Consider the following 15639-nt stretch of genomic DNA (forward strand, 5'->3'; position numbering starts at 1 on the left):
CCGTCGACCGCGCCTTTCGTTCTAAACCCATTGCTTCCGTTCCCGTGTCCCCCGCTGCCCGCTTGCACTTTCACTTTCACTCCCCTGTAAACGAGGGTTTATGGGGGGTCCGGCACAACGGAGGAGTATGCCCGAAGCAGATCTCGAGGAACTCCCCGGTGTCGGACCCGCGACCGCAGACAAACTCCACGATGCAGGTTTCGACTCCTTCCAGAGTCTCGCCGTCGCCTCGCCGTCGGAGCTGTCGAACACGGCCGACGTCGGTGAGTCCACCGCTGCGGACATCGTCAACGCCGCCCGTGACGCCGCCGACGTCGGCGGCTTCGAGACCGGCTCGACGGTACTGGAGCGGCGGAACGAAATCGGCAAGCTCCGCTGGCACATCGACGAGGTCGACGACCTGCTCGGCGGCGGGATCGAGACCCAGTCGATCACCGAAGTCTACGGCGAGTTCGGGGCCGGCAAGTCCCAGGTCACCCACCAGATGGCCGTCAACGTCCAGCTTCCCCAGGAAGTCGGCGGCCTCCACGGCAGCGCCATCTTCGTGGACAGCGAGGACACCTTCCGGCCCGAGCGGATCGACGACATGGTTCGGGGCCTGTCCGACGAGGCCATCAACGCGACCCTCGAGGACCGCGAGATCGAGGGCTCGGCCGACGACGAGGACGCAGTCGACGCACTCGTCGAGGACGTCCTCGAGAAGATCCACGTCGCGAAGGCGTTCAACTCCAACCACCAGATGCTGCTTGCCGAGAAGGCCAAGGAACTCGCGAGCGAACACGAGGACAGCGAGTATCCGGTCCGTCTCCTCTGTGTGGACTCGCTGACCGCCCACTTCCGCGCGGAGTACGTCGGCCGTGGCGAACTCGCCGACCGACAGCAGAAACTCAACAAGCACCTCCACGACCTCGACAAGGTCGGCAACCTCTACAACACCGCCGTCATCGTCACCAATCAGGTCGCCTCGAACCCCGACTCGTTCTTCGGTGACCCGACCCAACCGATCGGTGGCAACATCCTCGGCCACAAGTCTACCTTCCGGATCTACCTGCGCAAGTCCAAGGGCGACAAGCGGATCGTCAAACTGGTCGACGCGCCAAACCTCGCCGACGGCGAGGCCGTCATGCGCGTCCAGGACGGCGGCCTGAAGCCCGAGTAATCGGTTTGTCGCCTTTTTCTACCGATCTCAACCGTCTCGCCGCCCCGTCACTCACGCCGCGGCCGCTTTTACGCGCTCGCGTCGAAGCGCGACCATGACCCAGACGGTCGCCGTCACCGGTGGCAACGGTCGCGTCGGCCGGACCGACGACGGGCCGGTACTGGACCCGTCGCCGGCTCTCTGACTCCCCTCGATCCGGGGCCGACGGTGGACCGCGGCGTCCGAACCGATCCCTCAGTACGACGGTCACTTAAATTAACCCGCCCTGTTTCGCGGGTCGCCGTCGGGACGGTCCGATCCTGAACCCGGCCGGGTAGCGGTAGTTACCGCCTGCTACCGGTCGATCCGGCGACCGGCTGCCGGCCGCTGATTCCGCGGTTCGGACCCGATCACTGGCTGCTTCAGTGGGTCGATTCGTCCACTGTGATCGCCGCTTAGCTCCGTTCCACGCCGTTTTGCTTTCTTTCAGCACTTCCCGTATAAGCTTTAGGTTGGCCTAAAAACCGATACGCTTTTCAATATTTAGGCTGGCCTAAAACCTGCATGACGACGCGACGACTACTACCGACCCGACTCGAAGATCGGTCATCGGGTGAGCGACCGTGACCGACGGCAGTTCGTCGGCCGAGCAGCTCCTCGCACAACAGGCCCGGCGCGAATCGAACGCGCGGACCTACCCCCGATCGCTGCCGCTGGCGATCGAACGCGCCGACGGGGCGATCCTCGAGGACGTCGACGGCAACGAGTACATCGACTGTCTGGCGGGTGCGGGGACGCTCGCGCTCGGCCACAACCATCCGGCGGTCGTCGAGCGGATGGAGGAACTGCTCGAGCGGGGACGTGCGATCCACACGCTCGATCTGACGACGCCGGTCAAGGAGCGGTTCGTCGACCGGCTGCTCGAGAGCCTCCCCGACGCGTTCGCCGAGAACGCGAACGTACAGTTCTGCAGCCCGGCCGGGACCGACGCGGTCGAGGCCGCGCTGAAGCTGGTCAAGACCGCGACCGGGAACCGGTCGATGCTGGCCTTCCAGGGCGGCTACCACGGGATGACCAACGGCGCGCTCAGCCTGATGGGTGACACGGCGGCGAAAGAAGACGTGCCGGGGCTGATGCCGGACGTCCAGCATCTGCCCTACCCCTACGCCTATCGGTGCCCGTTCGGGCTCGGTGGCGAGGACTGCTGGCGGACGAGCGCCGAGTACGTCGAGCGAACCCTCTCGAACCCCGATAGCGGACTGGTCGACCCCGCCGGCATGATCCTCGAGCCGGTCCAGGGCGAGGGCGGCGCGGTGCCGGCCCCCGCCGACTGGCTCCGCGAGATGCGCCGGATCACCCGCGAACGCGACGTGCCGCTGATCGTCGACGAGATCCAGACCGGGCTCGGGCGAACCGGCGAACTATACGGGATCGAACACGCCGACGTCGTCCCGGACGTGATGACGCTCTCGAAGGCCATCGGCGGCGGACTTCCGCTGTCCGTCGTCGTCTACGACGAGTCGCTCGACGTCTGGGAGCCCGGCGCACACGCCGGCACGTTCCGCGGCAATCAGCTCGGCATGGCCGCCGGCGCGGCGACCATCGAGTACGTCCTCGAGAACGACCTCGAGGACCACGCCGCGGCGATGGGCGATCGGTTGCGGGGCCGTCTCGAGGAGACCGCGGCGACGTTCGAGGTGGTCGGGGACGTCCGCGGGCGCGGCCTCATGCTCGGCATGGAACTCGTCGATCCCGACGGCGAACCGGACTCGCTCGGTCACTATCCCGCCGACGGTGACCTCGCATCGGCCGTCCAGTCGGCGGCGTTCGATCGCGGGCTCGTCGTCGAGACCGGCGGTCGGGACGGGAGCGTCGTCCGGTTCCTTCCCCCGCTGACGATCTCGCCCGCCCGGATCGACACGGTCGCCGAAATCGTCCACGAGAGCGTCCGCTCAGCCGTCGCGACCGGGCGGGATCGCACGGAGGCTCCGGCATGACCGGCAGCGACCTCGCCGGGCGGCGTCGCCCGGCGGGCGATGGTCCGACGCCACCGGACGCGGCCAGCTCATTCCTCGGCGACCCGGACGGCAACGCCGCGTACGCGGCGGCGATCGACCGGGCTCGCGACTGTCTCCTCGAGTCGTTCGCGACGGTCGATGGCCCCTACGCCGGAACCGATCACGAGACGCTCCGTGCGCGGATCGACGAGCTGACTGTCGTCCCCGAGACGGGCGATTCGCTCGCAGCCGTCCTCGAGACGGTCGGCGACGAGATCCTCGCCGACTCGGTCCGGGTCCACGACCCCGACTGCGTCGCGCATCTCCACTGTCCGCCGACGATTCCGGCACTGGCCGCGGAGCTGTTGCTTTCGGGAACCAACCAGTCGCTGGACTCGTTCGATCAGGCTCCCGCCGCCTCCGTCCTGGAGGAACGGGTCGTCGACGCCTGCTGTGACCTGTTCGACTATCCGGCCGGTGCCGACGGCGTCTTCACCGGCGGCGGCACGGAGTCGAACCTCCTCGGGCTCTTGCTGGCCCGGGACTGGTACTGCCGGACGCGGTTCGACCGCGACGTCCAGTCGGCGGGGCTCCCGCCCGAGGCGGCCGACCTCCGGATCCTCTGTTCGGACGCCGCCCACTTCACCGCCGACCAGGCCGCTCACCACCTCGGGCTCGGCGAGGACGCGGTCGTCACGGTACCGACCGACGACGACCGCCGGATGGACCTCGCGGCGCTGGACGAGACCCTCGAGGCCCTCGCAGCCGACGGCCGCCGCCCCTTCGCGATCGTCGGAACCGCGGGCACGACCGACTTCGGGAGCATCGACCCGCTCGCGGCCCTGGCGGATCGGGCCGCCGAGCGGGACCTGTGGCTGCACGTCGACGCCGCCTACGGCGGGGCCTGTGCGATCAGCGACTCGCTCCGATCGAAGCTCGCGGGGATCGATCGCGCCGACTCGATCGCGGTCGACTTCCACAAGCTGTTCTACCAGCCCATCGGCTGTGGGGCTTTCCTGTTGCGCGACGGCGACCGCTATCGGTTCCTCGAGCGCAACGCGGCCTACCTCAACCCCGAGCGCGACGACGCGGCGGGGGTGCCGAACCTCGTCTCGAAGTCTCCGCGGACGACCCGCCGGTTCGACGCGCTGAAGCCGTTCGTGACGTTCAACGCGCTGGGCCGGGTCGGCGTGGCCGACTGCGTCGAGTACGTCTGCGAGCTGGCCGACGCCGTCGCCGCCGAGATCCGGGCCGAGCCGGCGCTGGAGCTGTGTTGTGACCCCGAACTCAGCGCGGTGGTCTTTCGGTATCGGCCCTCGGACCGCGGCGCTCGAGCGGGCGAGTCGGACGACCGGCCCGGTTCCGCGTCTCGGCCCGCGCTCGATCGGCTCAACCGCGGGATCCGCGACGAACTGTTCGCCGACGGCGAGGCCATCCTCGCGCGGACCGAAGTCGACGGTACGGCCGCGCTGAAACTCACCCTGTTGAACCCGAAAACGACGCTTTCCGACCTCCAAGCTGTCCTCGCGGCGGTCGTCGACCGCGGCGAGGCACTCGAAGCGGAGACCGATTCCACATGACAGTACGACCCACGACACGGACGAGTACGTCCGACGACGGCGTCGACGCGACGCGAGTCGCACGCGACGCGACGGTGCATAGCTTCCTGAACTGCTACTGCCTCGAGACCGGTGCCGGCGAGTTCGTTCCCGCGGCCGAGACGCCGATCGACCGCCGGCCCGAGAGCGGGCTCGTCCTGCGGTGCCTGCTCGCGAACCAGGGGATCGACCTCTTCGTTCCGGTCAGGTACCGGTCCCCGACGGGCCGTCATCTGTTCGATCTGCCGGCCGCCTACCGGGCCGGCGACGGCGAGCCCCAGCCGTTGGACTACGCGACGCTCGCGACGCTCGCGACGAAGGAACTCGAACTCGCCCGCGGCGCGGACCCCAACCGCGACGACCTCCTCGAGCGGGTGGTTCGCTCCTGCCGGAACGTCGAGCGGTACGTCGCGGCCCGGGCCGACGATGGCGATGCCCTGTACGGGACGGACTTCACGTTCCGCGAGGCCGAGCAGTCGCTGGTCTTTGGCCATCTCCAGCACCCGACGCCCAAGAGCCGTCGGGGAATGGGCGACGACGCCGAGCGCTACGCCCCGGAACTCGAGGGCTCGTTCCGGCTGCACTACGTCCGCGCGGACGCCGAGATCGTCGAGAGCGAGTCCGCCCGCGAGGACTCGGCCGCCGACTGGGTCCGCGAGGCGCTCCGGGCCGATCCGGCCGTTGCCGACTCGGTCCTCGAGGGGTATCTGGGGGACGACGATGTCCTCCTGCCCGTCCACCCCTGGCAGGCCGAGCGACTCCTCGATCGCCCCGACGTGCAGGATCTCGTCGCGGCGGGGAAACTCGAGTCCATCGGTCCGCTGGGACGGGAGTTTTCCCCGACGACGTCGGTGCGGACGCTGTATGCCCCCGAGTCGCCGTTCATGGTCAAGGGGTCGCTGGCCGTCGAGATCACCAACTCCCTGCGAACGAACAAGCGGCCGGAACTCGAGCGCGGGGTCGCGATCTCGACCCTGCTGGCGACCGAACTCGGCGACGACCTGCGCGACCGGTTCCCCGATTTCGACGTGATCCGCGATCCGGCCTACCTAACCGTCGATCCAGACGCGCTGGCGACCGACGGCGACGAGTCCGGCTTCGAGGTCGTCCTCCGGGAGAACCCATTCCGTGGCGAGGACGCCCGGCAGGCGACGCCCGTCGTCGCGCTCTGTCAGGACGCCATCGGTGACGGCCGCTCGCGGCTGGGCCGGATCGTCGCCTCGATCGCCGAGCGCGAGGGCCGCGACCCCGCCGCCGTCAGCGAGGAGTGGTTCCGGCGCTACCTGTCGATCTCGGTGCGACCGCTGCTGTGGCTCTACCTCGAGCGGGGGATCGGCCTCGAGGCCCACCAGCAAAACAGCGTCCTGACGCTCGACGAGGCGGGGTATCCCGACGAGTTCCGCTACCGCGACAATCAGGGCTACTACTTCCCCGAGAGCGCCTACGACCGGCTCGAGGCGGTCTGTCCGGGGATCGGCGAGCGGGCGAACTCGATCTGTCCCGACGCGATCGCCGACGAGCGGATCCGTTACTACGTCGTGTTGAACAACGCGCTGGGCGTGATCAACGCCTTCGGGACCGCGGGGCTGGTCGACGAGACGCGGCTGCTCGCGATCCTCCGCGAGGAACTCGAATCGCTCCGGGAGTTCGACCGGCCCGGCACGTCGATCCTCGACCCGCTGCTCGAGTCCGAGACCGTCCCCCGCAAGGCGAACCTGCTGACGCGGTTTCGCGGACTGGACGAACTCGACGCGCCGTCGCTGGACGAGCAGTCGGTCTACGCCGACGTGCGGAACCCGCTGGTCGACGCCGGGGACGCGGCCGGTACCAGTACGGGGCAGTCGTCGGGACCGGAGGTGAACCGATGACGGCCCGGACGCCGGAACGTGGCCCCCACGCCACCGCCGTCGCCGAGTACGACTTCGAGTACTACGACCGGACCATCGACCGACACATCGGCTTCCGGCCGGTCGACCTCGAGCGCGACCTCGGTCGCCTGCACGCGTGGCTGGGTTCGGACCATGTCAAGCCCTCCTGGGACCTCGACGAGCCGCTGCCCGAGTTCCGCGAGACGCTCCGGGAGAAGCTCGCGGACGATCACCAGTCGCTGTATATCGGCTGTCTGGACCACGTCCCGATGAGCTACTGGGAGCGCTACTGGGTCGCCGAGGACGACCTCGCGGCGTACTACGACGCCGAGCCGGCCGACCAGGGGATTCACCTCCTGCTCGGTCCGCCCGAGTACGTCGGCGAGGGGGACGCGATCCCGTTTCTCCGGGCGATGACGGCCTTCCAGTTCAGCCACCCCGAGACCGACCGGGTCGTCGGCGAGCCCGACGCCCGCAACGACGCCGTATTGACGGTCGCCCAGCAGTGTGGCTTCGAGTTCCGGCGACAGTTCGAGTTCCCCGAGGAGGAGAAGACGGCCAACCTCGTCGTCTGCACCCGCGAGCGGTTCGAACGCGAGGTCTGGCCGCCGACCGCCGACGGGGCCGCCGCGTCGCCGACCGAGGTGGGCGACGATGACTGAAGGCAATGCCGACGACGCCGACGAACCAGTCGTCGATCGGGGTCACTACGACGTCCTCGGCGTCGGCCTCGGTCCGTTCAACCTCGGGCTCGCGGCGCTGCTCGACGGCGCGGACGCCGACCTCGAGGCGGTCTTTCTCGAGCGCGACCCCGAGTTCGCCTGGCACGAGGGGATGCTGATCGAGAGGGCCACCCTCGAGGTCCCGTTCCTCGCCGATCTGGTGACGATGGCCGACCCCACCAGCCCTCACAGCTTCCTCAACTACGCCCGGGAACGGGACCGTCTCTACGAGTTCTACTTCTACGAGACGTTCCAGATCCCCCGCCGGGAGTACGACGATTACCTGCGGTGGGTCGCCGACCGGCTTCCGACGACGGCGTTCGACCGCGAGGTCACGAGCGTCGAGTACGAATCCGACGGCGACTCGGAGGGAGCGGAGCCGGACTCGAGCGGTGCCGACCCCGTCGATGGCGGGACCTTCGTCGTCGAGGCCCGCTCTCCCGAGACGGGCCGGCGCTACCGCTACCGGGCCGCCGACCTCGTCATGGGCGTCGGCTCCCGGCCCGCCCTGCCGGGGTTCGCCCGCGACTACGCCGACGGAGAGGCTCCCCTGTTTCACACCGCCGACTACCTCGAGCGCCGCGATGCGGCCCTCGAGCGCGACGCGATCACCGTCGTCGGCTCGGGACAGAGCGCCGCCGAGGTCGTACTGGACCTACTCGAGCGCCAGCCCGATGGCGGCTACCGGCTCGACTGGCTCACCCGCTCGGACGGGTTCTACCCGATGGAGTACTCGAAGCTCGGCCTCCAGCATTTCACGCCCGAGTACTCGCGGTACTTCTACGACCTCCCCCAGTCGGAGAAGGACGACCTGCTGGCCGACCAGGACCTGCTGTACAAGGGGATCGATCCCGAGACCAGCGAGCGGATCTACGACGCCCTCTACGAGCGCTCGATCGGCGACCGCGACCCCGAGTTCGGCATGCTCGCGACGACCGCGGTCCGGGACCTCGAGCGCCTCGAGGGCAGTTACTGGCTCGAGTGCGAGCAGCGCCAACAGGGGGAAGCGTTCGCCCTCGAGACCGACGCCGTGATCTTCGGGACGGGGTATCAGCGGCCGACGCCGACCTTCCTCGAGCCGATCGCCGACCGGATCGCGTTCGACGACCGGGGCCGGTTCCGCGTGACCGAGGACTACCGTCTCGAGGGCGCGTTCGGCGGCCCCGATGCCGGCCGCGTGTTCGTCCAGAACGCCCCGCTACATGCCCACGGGGTCGGGACACCCGACCTCGGGCTGGGCTGTTACCGGAACGCCATCATCGTCGAACAGCTCGCCGGGCGCGAGATCTACCCCGTCGACCGGGACACCGTCTTCCAGGACTTCGATGTCGACCAGTTCGCCGACCACGCGTCAGTTCGTGCCGACGCGCCCCAGTCGCTGTCGCTCAACACGGAGTAATCATGCAACACACACGACACACCACGGACCAGGAGTACGGATTCGACGGAACCGACACGCTCGAGACGGTGCTGACCGAGGCCCGCTGGGACGACGCCGGCCGCGAACTCCTCGCGAAGATCGTCCGGGAGTTCACCTACGAAGACCTCCTCGAGCCGGAGCCGGTCGCCGACCCCGACGGCGAGTGGACAACCTACGAGGCCGACCTCGACGGGACCCGGTACCGCTTCGACGCCGTCGAGCGGTTCTGGGACTCGATCAGCGTCCGCGTCGACTCCCTCGAGCGCGACGACGGCGACGGGTTCGAGCCGGCCGCCGACCCGCTGCAGTTCGTCGTGGATCTCGAGCCGACGATCGAGATGGACTCGATCACCGCGGGGCATCTCGTCCGCGAGTACACCAACACGCTGCTTGCGGACGCCCACATCGACGCCGACGACGGGGCCGACGCTGACGCCGCCGATGCGACGGCCCGCTCCGTCCTCGATATGCCCTACGCCGAGATCGAGGGCGAGATGACCGGCCACCCGTGGCTCACGTTCAACAAGGGCCGGGTCGGCTGGGGGTACGACGACTACCGCGACTACGCGCCCGAGCGGTCCGAACCGATCCGGCTCTCGTGGTGTGGCGTCTCCCGCGAGGCCGCCACGTTCGTGGGCGTTTCGGGCCTCGATCACGAGGCGCTGCTCGAGGCTGAACTCGGCGACTACTACGGGCGGTTTCGGGACGACCTCGCGGACCGCGGGCTCGACCCGGACGACTACCTGTTCCTGCCGGTCCACGACTGGCAGTGGGAGAACGCGATCGTTCCCCTGTTCGGCCGCCAACTCGCGACCAACGACATCGTCCCGCTGGGGCCCGGCCCGGACGAGTACCTGCCGATGCAGTCGGTTCGGACCTTCGTCAACGCCGACGAGCCGGCCAAACACAACGTGAAGCTCCCGCTGCAGATCGTCAACACGCTCGTCTGGCGTGGCCTCCCCGGCGAGCGCACCGAGGCTGCGCCGCTGGTCACCGAGTACGTCAAGGACGTCCGGGATTCGGACCCGTTCCTGCGCGACGAGTGCGAACTCGTCCTGCCCGGGGAGATCGCCGGCGTCAACTTCGATCACCCCACCTTCGACGCGCTCGAGGCACCGCCCTACCAGTACAACGAACTGCTGGGCTGTGTCTGGCGCGAGAGCGTCACCGACCTGATCGACGACGATCAGCGAGCGATGAGCCTCGCTGCACTCCTTCACGTCGAGGACGGCGAGCCGGTGGTCTCGAAGTTAGTCGAGCGCTCCGATCTGTCGCTGTCGGCGTGGCTCGACGAGCTGTTCGAGACGATGCTCCCGCCGCTGTTGCACTACCTCTACCGGTACGGGACCGCGTTCTCGCCCCACGGCGAGAACACGATCCTCGTCCTCGAGGACGATCGGCCCGCCCGGCTGGCCGTCAAGGACTTCGTCGACGACGTCAACGTCGCCGACGCGCCCCTCGCGGAACTGCAGGGACTGCCCGAGGACCTCGACGACGTGTTGCTGTCGGTCCCGCCGGAAGAACTGCGGCTGTTCGTCGTCTACGGGCTGTTCGTCGGCGTCTACCGCTACCTCGCCGACCTGCTCGCGCGCCATCACGACTACCCCGAAACCGAGTTCTGGGGCCGGGTCCGGGCCGCCATCGAGGACTACCACGATCGCTTCCCCGACCTCGAGGAGCGGTTCGAGCTGTTCGACCTGCTCGAGCCGTCGTTCCCGAAGCTGACGCTGAACCGCAATCGGATCGTCGACGTGGGGTACGGCGACCTCCCCGAGCGGCCCCACGCGATCGAACACGGCACGGTGCCGAACCCGCTGGCCGAGGTCGATCCCCAGCGGTGAACTGAGTCGGGAGGCGGCGATTCGCTCGAGCGATGGACACGAACCCATCGCCGCCGAAACGAGCCGTCTCGCTACTCCGGAGACGTGCGGCAGGCGTTGCTGGGGAGATGTGACGTCCAGAGGTCGCACCGCGAGCGAACGAGAGCACGGCGCGTAGCGCCGCGCCGAGTGAGCGAGCGGCCGTCCTCGTGAACGCAGTGAACGAGGGCTCGGAAGAACTGCGCTCTTCCGGTGTTTTTTGGTCCAGATTTTTTGCGTGAGCGGTGAGCGAGCCCAGCGAGCGAACCCGAACGCAAAAAAGGTGGGTTCTAGTCCTCGGTCGTCGTCTTCTCCACGTCGAGTTCGCCCTCGTAGATCTCCGCGCCGTCCTGTGCGACCTTCTCGGCCAGCACGGCACATTTGACTCGCATGGGCGAGACCTCGACCCCGAGCATGTCGATCACGTCGTCGCGATCCATCTCCTGGAGTTCCTCGAGGGTCTTGCCGACGAGTTCCCCGGAGAGCATGCTGGCGGAGGCCTGACTGATCGCACAGCCGTCGCCCTGGAAGGCGACCCGCTCGATCGTCTCTCCGTCGTCGGCGAGGTCGATGTCCATGCGGATCTCGTCGCCACACATCGGGTTCTCGCCGATGTGTGTGTACGTCGGATCCTCGAGTTCCCCGTAGTTGCGCGGGTTCTTGTAGTGGTCGAGGATCTGCTGTCGGTACATATCGGAGCCCAGTCCCATCGTTGGCTACGGATAGGCCAGTGAGTTGTAAAAGGGTTCCGGGGCCGAAACGGCCGATCGCGTCGGTTTCCGACGGGTTCGGGGCCGTCGGGTCCGGTCGGCGACCGGCCCCTATCGCTCGCCGACGACCTCGCTATCGAATCGCTCGAGGTACTCGCGAACGAACCCGACGCGATCCGCAGCGAGGTCCCGGCCAACGTCGGTGTACATCCGCGCCGGCAGGTCGAGGATCTTCTTGTGGAAGTGGTTGTACTGTGTCGCGCCGGCGTCGGTGTCGTCTTCCGCGATCGGCTGGGCCGGATCGTGGATCGGATCGCCGATCTCGCCACCGTAGGCGAACACGCGGGCGATGCCGACCGCACCGAGCGCGTCGAGGTTGTCCGCGTCGGCGACGAGTTTCGCCTCGAGCGTCGCGGGCTCGAGGTCGTTCGAGTAGCGGTGAGCCCGAATACAGTGTTGGACCCGCTCGATCGTCGCCGTGCCGGCCCCGCACTCGCGCAGGATCCCCTCGGCTTCCCGCGCGCCCCACTGCGCGTGGTCGTCGATCTCGCCGCGGTCTTCCTTCGTCCGGCCGACATCGTGACAGTAGACGGCGAGGCGGACCACCCGATCGTCGACGGCGTCGGAGTGGCGCTCGCACAGCGTCTCGGCCAACCGCTCGACCCGCTGGACGTGGTGCCAGTCGTGGGCCGGTGACGCGTCGTCGAAATAGGTGCGGGCACGGTCGCGAACTGCCTCGAGCATCGTCCCCGCCTTTCGCCGGCCGGAAAATAAACGCGCCGTCCTCGCGGCGGTCACTCGGCGGACTTCTGGACGATCGCGAACCAGAAGTCCTCGACGGACCGGACGAACTCGACGAAGTCCTCTGGTTCGACGGGCTTTTGCAGGTAGGTGTCGGCCTCGAGGCCGTGGGACCGGACGACCTGCTCGCCCGCATCGGAACTCGTGAGGACGACGACCGGGATCTCGTTCAACACGGCGTCGTTCTTTAGTTCCGAGAGGACTTCGATCCCGCTCTTGCCGGGCAGTTGTGGCTCGAGCAGGACGATGTCGGGTCGGGGTTCCTCGGCGAACTCGCCACGCTGGTGGAGAAACGCGAGGGCCTCGTCGCCGTCGGAGACGGTGTGGATGGTGTTGAGCAACTTCGCATCCGTGAACTGCTCCTCGAAGAGCCGGCTGTCGCCGGGGTTGGGCTCGACCAGCAGGATATCGATCGGATCGTCCGTGCCCTCGTCGTCCGTGGCCATCGCCGTTACGTAGCGAGCGAGCGGGTAAAACGTCCGTGTCACTCGGGTTGAACAGTGTTCGTACCCGACCGGTCGCGATTCGGCTCGGCTCGAGTCGATCGTTCGTCCGTGCCGTCGCAGTACTGGTCGGTCACTGACGGTCGACGGGGGGAGCCGTCGCCACCCGCGCGAGCGGAGAACTACGCTTTCCAAAATCCACTGAAACACTCCCCAGGCGTCGACGAACGGTAGTTATGCGAACAGCTGCCGGGCGTCGTCGATCGCCGCGACCAGCTTGTCGATCTCCGCTTTCGTGTTGTAGATGTAGAACGAAGCGCGAGCCGACGCGGCCACGCCGAGCTTGTCGTGTAGCGGCTGGGTACAGTGATCGCCGGCGCGGATCGCGACCGCGTGGTCGTTCATGATCGAGGCCAGGTCGTGGGCGTGGACGCTCTCGAGGTTGAACCCAACGAGGCCGCCGCGTTCGGGGCCGGGTTCGGGACCGTAGATCTCGATGCCGGGCTCGGCGTCGAGCTGTTCGTAGGCGTAGCGGGCCAGTTCCTCCTCGTGGGCCTCGATGCGTTCCATGCCGATCTCCTCGAGGTAGTCGATGGCGGCCACGAGCCCGACGGCTTCCGCGATCTGTGGCGTGCCGGGTTCGAATTTCCAGGGGAGGTCGTCCCAGGTGGAGTCCTCGAAGGTGACCTTGCGGATCATGCCGCCGCCGTAGAGGTAGGGTTGCATGTCCTCGAGGATCGCTTTCTTGCCGTAGAGCGCGCCGATTCCGGTGGGGCCGGCCATCTTGTGACCGGAGAAGGCGTAGAAGTCGGCGTCGATCGCCGCGACGTCGACGGGGCGGTTGGGGACGGCCTGTGCGCCGTCGATGAAGGCCAGCGCGTCGTGGTCGTGGGCGATGTCGACCAGGTCGGACACGGGGTTGACGGTGCCGAGCGTGTTCGAGACGTGGACCGCCGAGACCATCGCGGTGTCGTCGGTGATGATCTCGCTCGCGTGGTCCATGTCGAGGCGGCCGTCCTCGTCGATCCGGATGTACTTCACCTCGGCCCCGGTGCGCTTGCCGATCTGTTGCCACGTGACCAGCGAGGCGTGGTGTTCCATCTCAGTCAGCACGATCTCGTCGCCGGGGCCGAGTTCGTTCAGTCCCCACGAGTAGGCGACGAGGTTCTCGGCCTCGGTCGTGTTCTTCGTGAAGACGATCTCCTCGCGGCCGCCGCTGGCCCCGATGAACTCGGCGACGCGGTCGTGGGCCTCCTCGTAGGCGATCGAGGCCTCCTGGCTGAGGTGGTGGATGCCGCGGTGGACGTTGGCGTTGTACTCGCGGTAGTAGTCGCTCATCGCGTCGACGACCGGGTCCGGCGTCTGGGTCGTCGCCGCGTTGTCGAGGTAGACGAGTTGCTCGCCACTGAACTCCCGCTGGAGGATGGGGAACTCCTCCCGGATCGCCCCGACGTCGAGCGCCTCGAGGTTCTGTTGACTCATTGGCGACTAGCAGGGACCGCACGCAAAACACTCCTTCGGTCCAGCGGTGGCCGACGTTCCGGAATCGCGTCGAATCGGCCGCGTCGGTTCGGGGCCGCGATCGCCGGCCGGTCGGCTTCGGACGCGTGGGCGAAACGGACGGTGAGTGGGGAGGAAGGGGGTGGGGTGTGGGGACGGGAGGTGACGGCAGGGGGGAGTGGGGTCGGATCTGGTGGGTGCCCTGCCGCAGTGGGTACGTGGAGCGCCACGGGGATACGGCTACCTCCAAACGATTTTGGGACGCCGACGGCGCGAGTGACGAGCCCGGCTGCGGACCGACGGATGCGGGACCGGAGACGGCGAGCCACGGTGGCCGCGTGGTTCACTCCGTCGGCGGTTCGCTGAAGACCGACGGCTGGGTGCCGTCCAACACCAGTTCCGTGTACCGGGCAAACAGCCACGCGACGGCGTTGAGCAGATGGAGGACGATCAGTCCGATGAAAACGCCGACGGCCGAGACGACCAGCGCCGACGGCAGCGAGTCGACGTACACCGACACCAGTTCGCCGTCGGTGATCGACAGCGGGATCGGCGAGGTCAGGTCGACGGCCCAGTCCTCGTGCTGGTAGGTGAGTTCGGGGACGATCTCGATCGGGTCGCCGATGTGGATCCCGACCAGCTGGTTCCGGTAGTGAAGCGGTGCGGCGACGAGGACGTACGTGAACGCAAACCCCATGATGACCGCGATAAACGAGCAGAGTCCGAGTACGAACTTGCTGAACAGGTAGCCGACTCCCTTCCACGTCCCCCGATCGAAGACGAGCCGGCGGGCCCGCTCGCGGATGCTGTCGGCCGGCTCGCCGGTTCGGACGTCCGCACCGAGTAATCGCGTCGCCAGCAGCCGCTCGAGGGCGGTCAGTTCGATCGACGCGAACAGGACGCCGGCCACGAGCGGGCCGCCGATACACACCAGGACCAACGAGAGCGGAATCCCGGCGATAAGCAACGCGATCGGCTCCGTCATGGCCATATCGACGACCGCGAACCCGAGCCCGATCGGGATCGCCGCGCCGGTCACGAGGACGGTGAAGTAGCCGATCCCGAGCGGGAACGACAGCAGCAGGTACGCGATGTTGGCGTAGGTTTGCTTGCGGGCGACGACGCCGAAGAACCAGCGGCTCCAGGCGCGGACGCGGTCGAATACGGTTCCGACTGTCGTACGTGCTGAAGTCATGGGTGTGGATGTCATGTCGAATCGGGCCTCCTGAACGAGCGAACGATCGCGAGCAGTCCGAGCAGGTGCGAGACGGTGACGACCAGCAACACCGTCGCATCGGTCGCGTCGGTGCCCCAGTCGACCGCGTACGACGAGACGAACGGTACGACCGTGAGGAGGGCGATGCCGACGGCCAGAAACAGCATCGGCCGACTGTCGTTTCGCGCGTACCCTCGATAGGCCGTCCACGCCACGACCGTTCCGAGCGCGGCGCTTGTCAGCCCCGTCAGGAAGATCGTCGTCGCCTCGTCGAGCCCGAAGACGGTCGTCTCGAGCGCGGCCGTCGCGAGCCCGGGCCCGGTCATCGGCCCCACCTCGCGCTCGCTCGAGCGATTCGGCCGCTATC

The 15639-nt window shown here is 67.9% G+C and carries 13 protein-coding genes; 7 read left to right on the forward strand and 6 right to left on the reverse strand.

What is annotated here, in order from left to right:
* Positions 1-127 precede the first annotated feature (127 nt).
* The 7 genes from radA (at position 128) to ACERIM_RS09455 (ending at position 10584) form a co-directional block, all read left to right on the forward strand.
* Positions 128-1159 carry a DNA repair and recombination protein RadA gene (gene radA / locus ACERIM_RS09425; protein ID WP_006182991.1) on the forward strand — a complete coding sequence of 344 codons (1032 nt, stop codon included), beginning with the start codon at positions 128-130 and terminating at the stop codon, positions 1157-1159.
* A 602-nt stretch (positions 1160-1761) separates the two neighbouring features.
* Positions 1762-3135 (forward strand): diaminobutyrate--2-oxoglutarate transaminase, encoded by a 1374-nt coding sequence (locus ACERIM_RS09430; protein ID WP_373632272.1) that lies wholly within the window; start codon positions 1762-1764, stop codon positions 3133-3135.
* A complete protein-coding gene (locus ACERIM_RS09435) occupies positions 3132-4715 on the forward strand; it encodes an aspartate aminotransferase family protein (RefSeq protein ID WP_373632273.1) in 1584 nt (527 codons plus the stop codon). The genes ACERIM_RS09430 and ACERIM_RS09435 overlap by 4 nt, the downstream gene beginning before the upstream one ends.
* Positions 4712-6601 (forward strand): IucA/IucC family siderophore biosynthesis protein, encoded by a 1890-nt coding sequence (locus ACERIM_RS09440; RefSeq protein ID WP_373632275.1) that lies wholly within the window; start codon positions 4712-4714, stop codon positions 6599-6601. The genes ACERIM_RS09435 and ACERIM_RS09440 overlap by 4 nt, the downstream gene beginning before the upstream one ends.
* Positions 6598-7263 (forward strand): GNAT family N-acetyltransferase, encoded by a 666-nt coding sequence (locus ACERIM_RS09445; RefSeq protein ID WP_373632276.1) that lies wholly within the window; start codon positions 6598-6600, stop codon positions 7261-7263. Before ACERIM_RS09440 ends, ACERIM_RS09445 begins: the two co-directional genes overlap by 4 nt.
* On the forward strand, positions 7256-8722 hold the full coding sequence (locus ACERIM_RS09450; protein WP_373632277.1) for a lysine N(6)-hydroxylase/L-ornithine N(5)-oxygenase family protein: 1467 nt from the start codon (positions 7256-7258) through the stop codon (positions 8720-8722). The genes ACERIM_RS09445 and ACERIM_RS09450 overlap by 8 nt, the downstream gene beginning before the upstream one ends.
* A 2-nt stretch (positions 8723-8724) precedes the next feature.
* A complete protein-coding gene (locus tag ACERIM_RS09455) occupies positions 8725-10584 on the forward strand; it encodes an IucA/IucC family siderophore biosynthesis protein (protein WP_373632279.1) in 1860 nt (619 codons plus the stop codon).
* A 308-nt stretch (positions 10585-10892) separates the two neighbouring features.
* Here ACERIM_RS09455 and sufU read toward each other — a convergent pair whose 3' ends face one another.
* The 6 genes from sufU to ACERIM_RS09485 form a co-directional block, all read right to left on the reverse strand.
* Positions 10893-11312, reverse strand: coding sequence for a Fe-S cluster assembly sulfur transfer protein SufU (gene sufU, locus ACERIM_RS09460; protein ID WP_006182984.1), 420 nt, complete (start codon positions 11310-11312; stop codon positions 10893-10895).
* A gap of 111 nt (positions 11313-11423) precedes the next feature.
* On the reverse strand, positions 11424-12056 hold the full coding sequence (locus ACERIM_RS09465; protein ID WP_049965349.1) for an HD domain-containing protein: 633 nt from the start codon (positions 12054-12056) through the stop codon (positions 11424-11426).
* A gap of 50 nt (positions 12057-12106) precedes the next feature.
* On the reverse strand, positions 12107-12559 hold the full coding sequence (locus tag ACERIM_RS09470) for a response regulator (protein ID WP_373632281.1): 453 nt from the start codon (positions 12557-12559) through the stop codon (positions 12107-12109).
* A gap of 231 nt (positions 12560-12790) precedes the next feature.
* Positions 12791-14038 carry an aminotransferase class V-fold PLP-dependent enzyme gene (locus ACERIM_RS09475; RefSeq protein ID WP_373632282.1) on the reverse strand — a complete coding sequence of 416 codons (1248 nt, stop codon included), beginning with the start codon at positions 14036-14038 and terminating at the stop codon, positions 12791-12793.
* A gap of 361 nt (positions 14039-14399) precedes the next feature.
* The gene (locus ACERIM_RS09480) at positions 14400-15251 is read right to left on the reverse strand and encodes a sensor domain-containing protein (RefSeq protein WP_373632284.1); all 852 of its coding nucleotides are present in this window, start codon (positions 15249-15251) and stop codon (positions 14400-14402) included.
* Between the two features lie 11 nt (positions 15252-15262).
* Entirely contained in the window at positions 15263-15598 is a 336-nt protein-coding gene (locus tag ACERIM_RS09485) for a hypothetical protein (protein WP_049965352.1), read from the reverse strand.
* Positions 15599-15639 lie beyond the last annotated feature (41 nt).

Source organism: Natrinema sp. H-ect1, from assembly GCF_041821105.1.
Taxonomy (GTDB): Archaea; Halobacteriota; Halobacteria; order Halobacteriales; family Natrialbaceae; genus Natrinema; species Natrinema thermotolerans.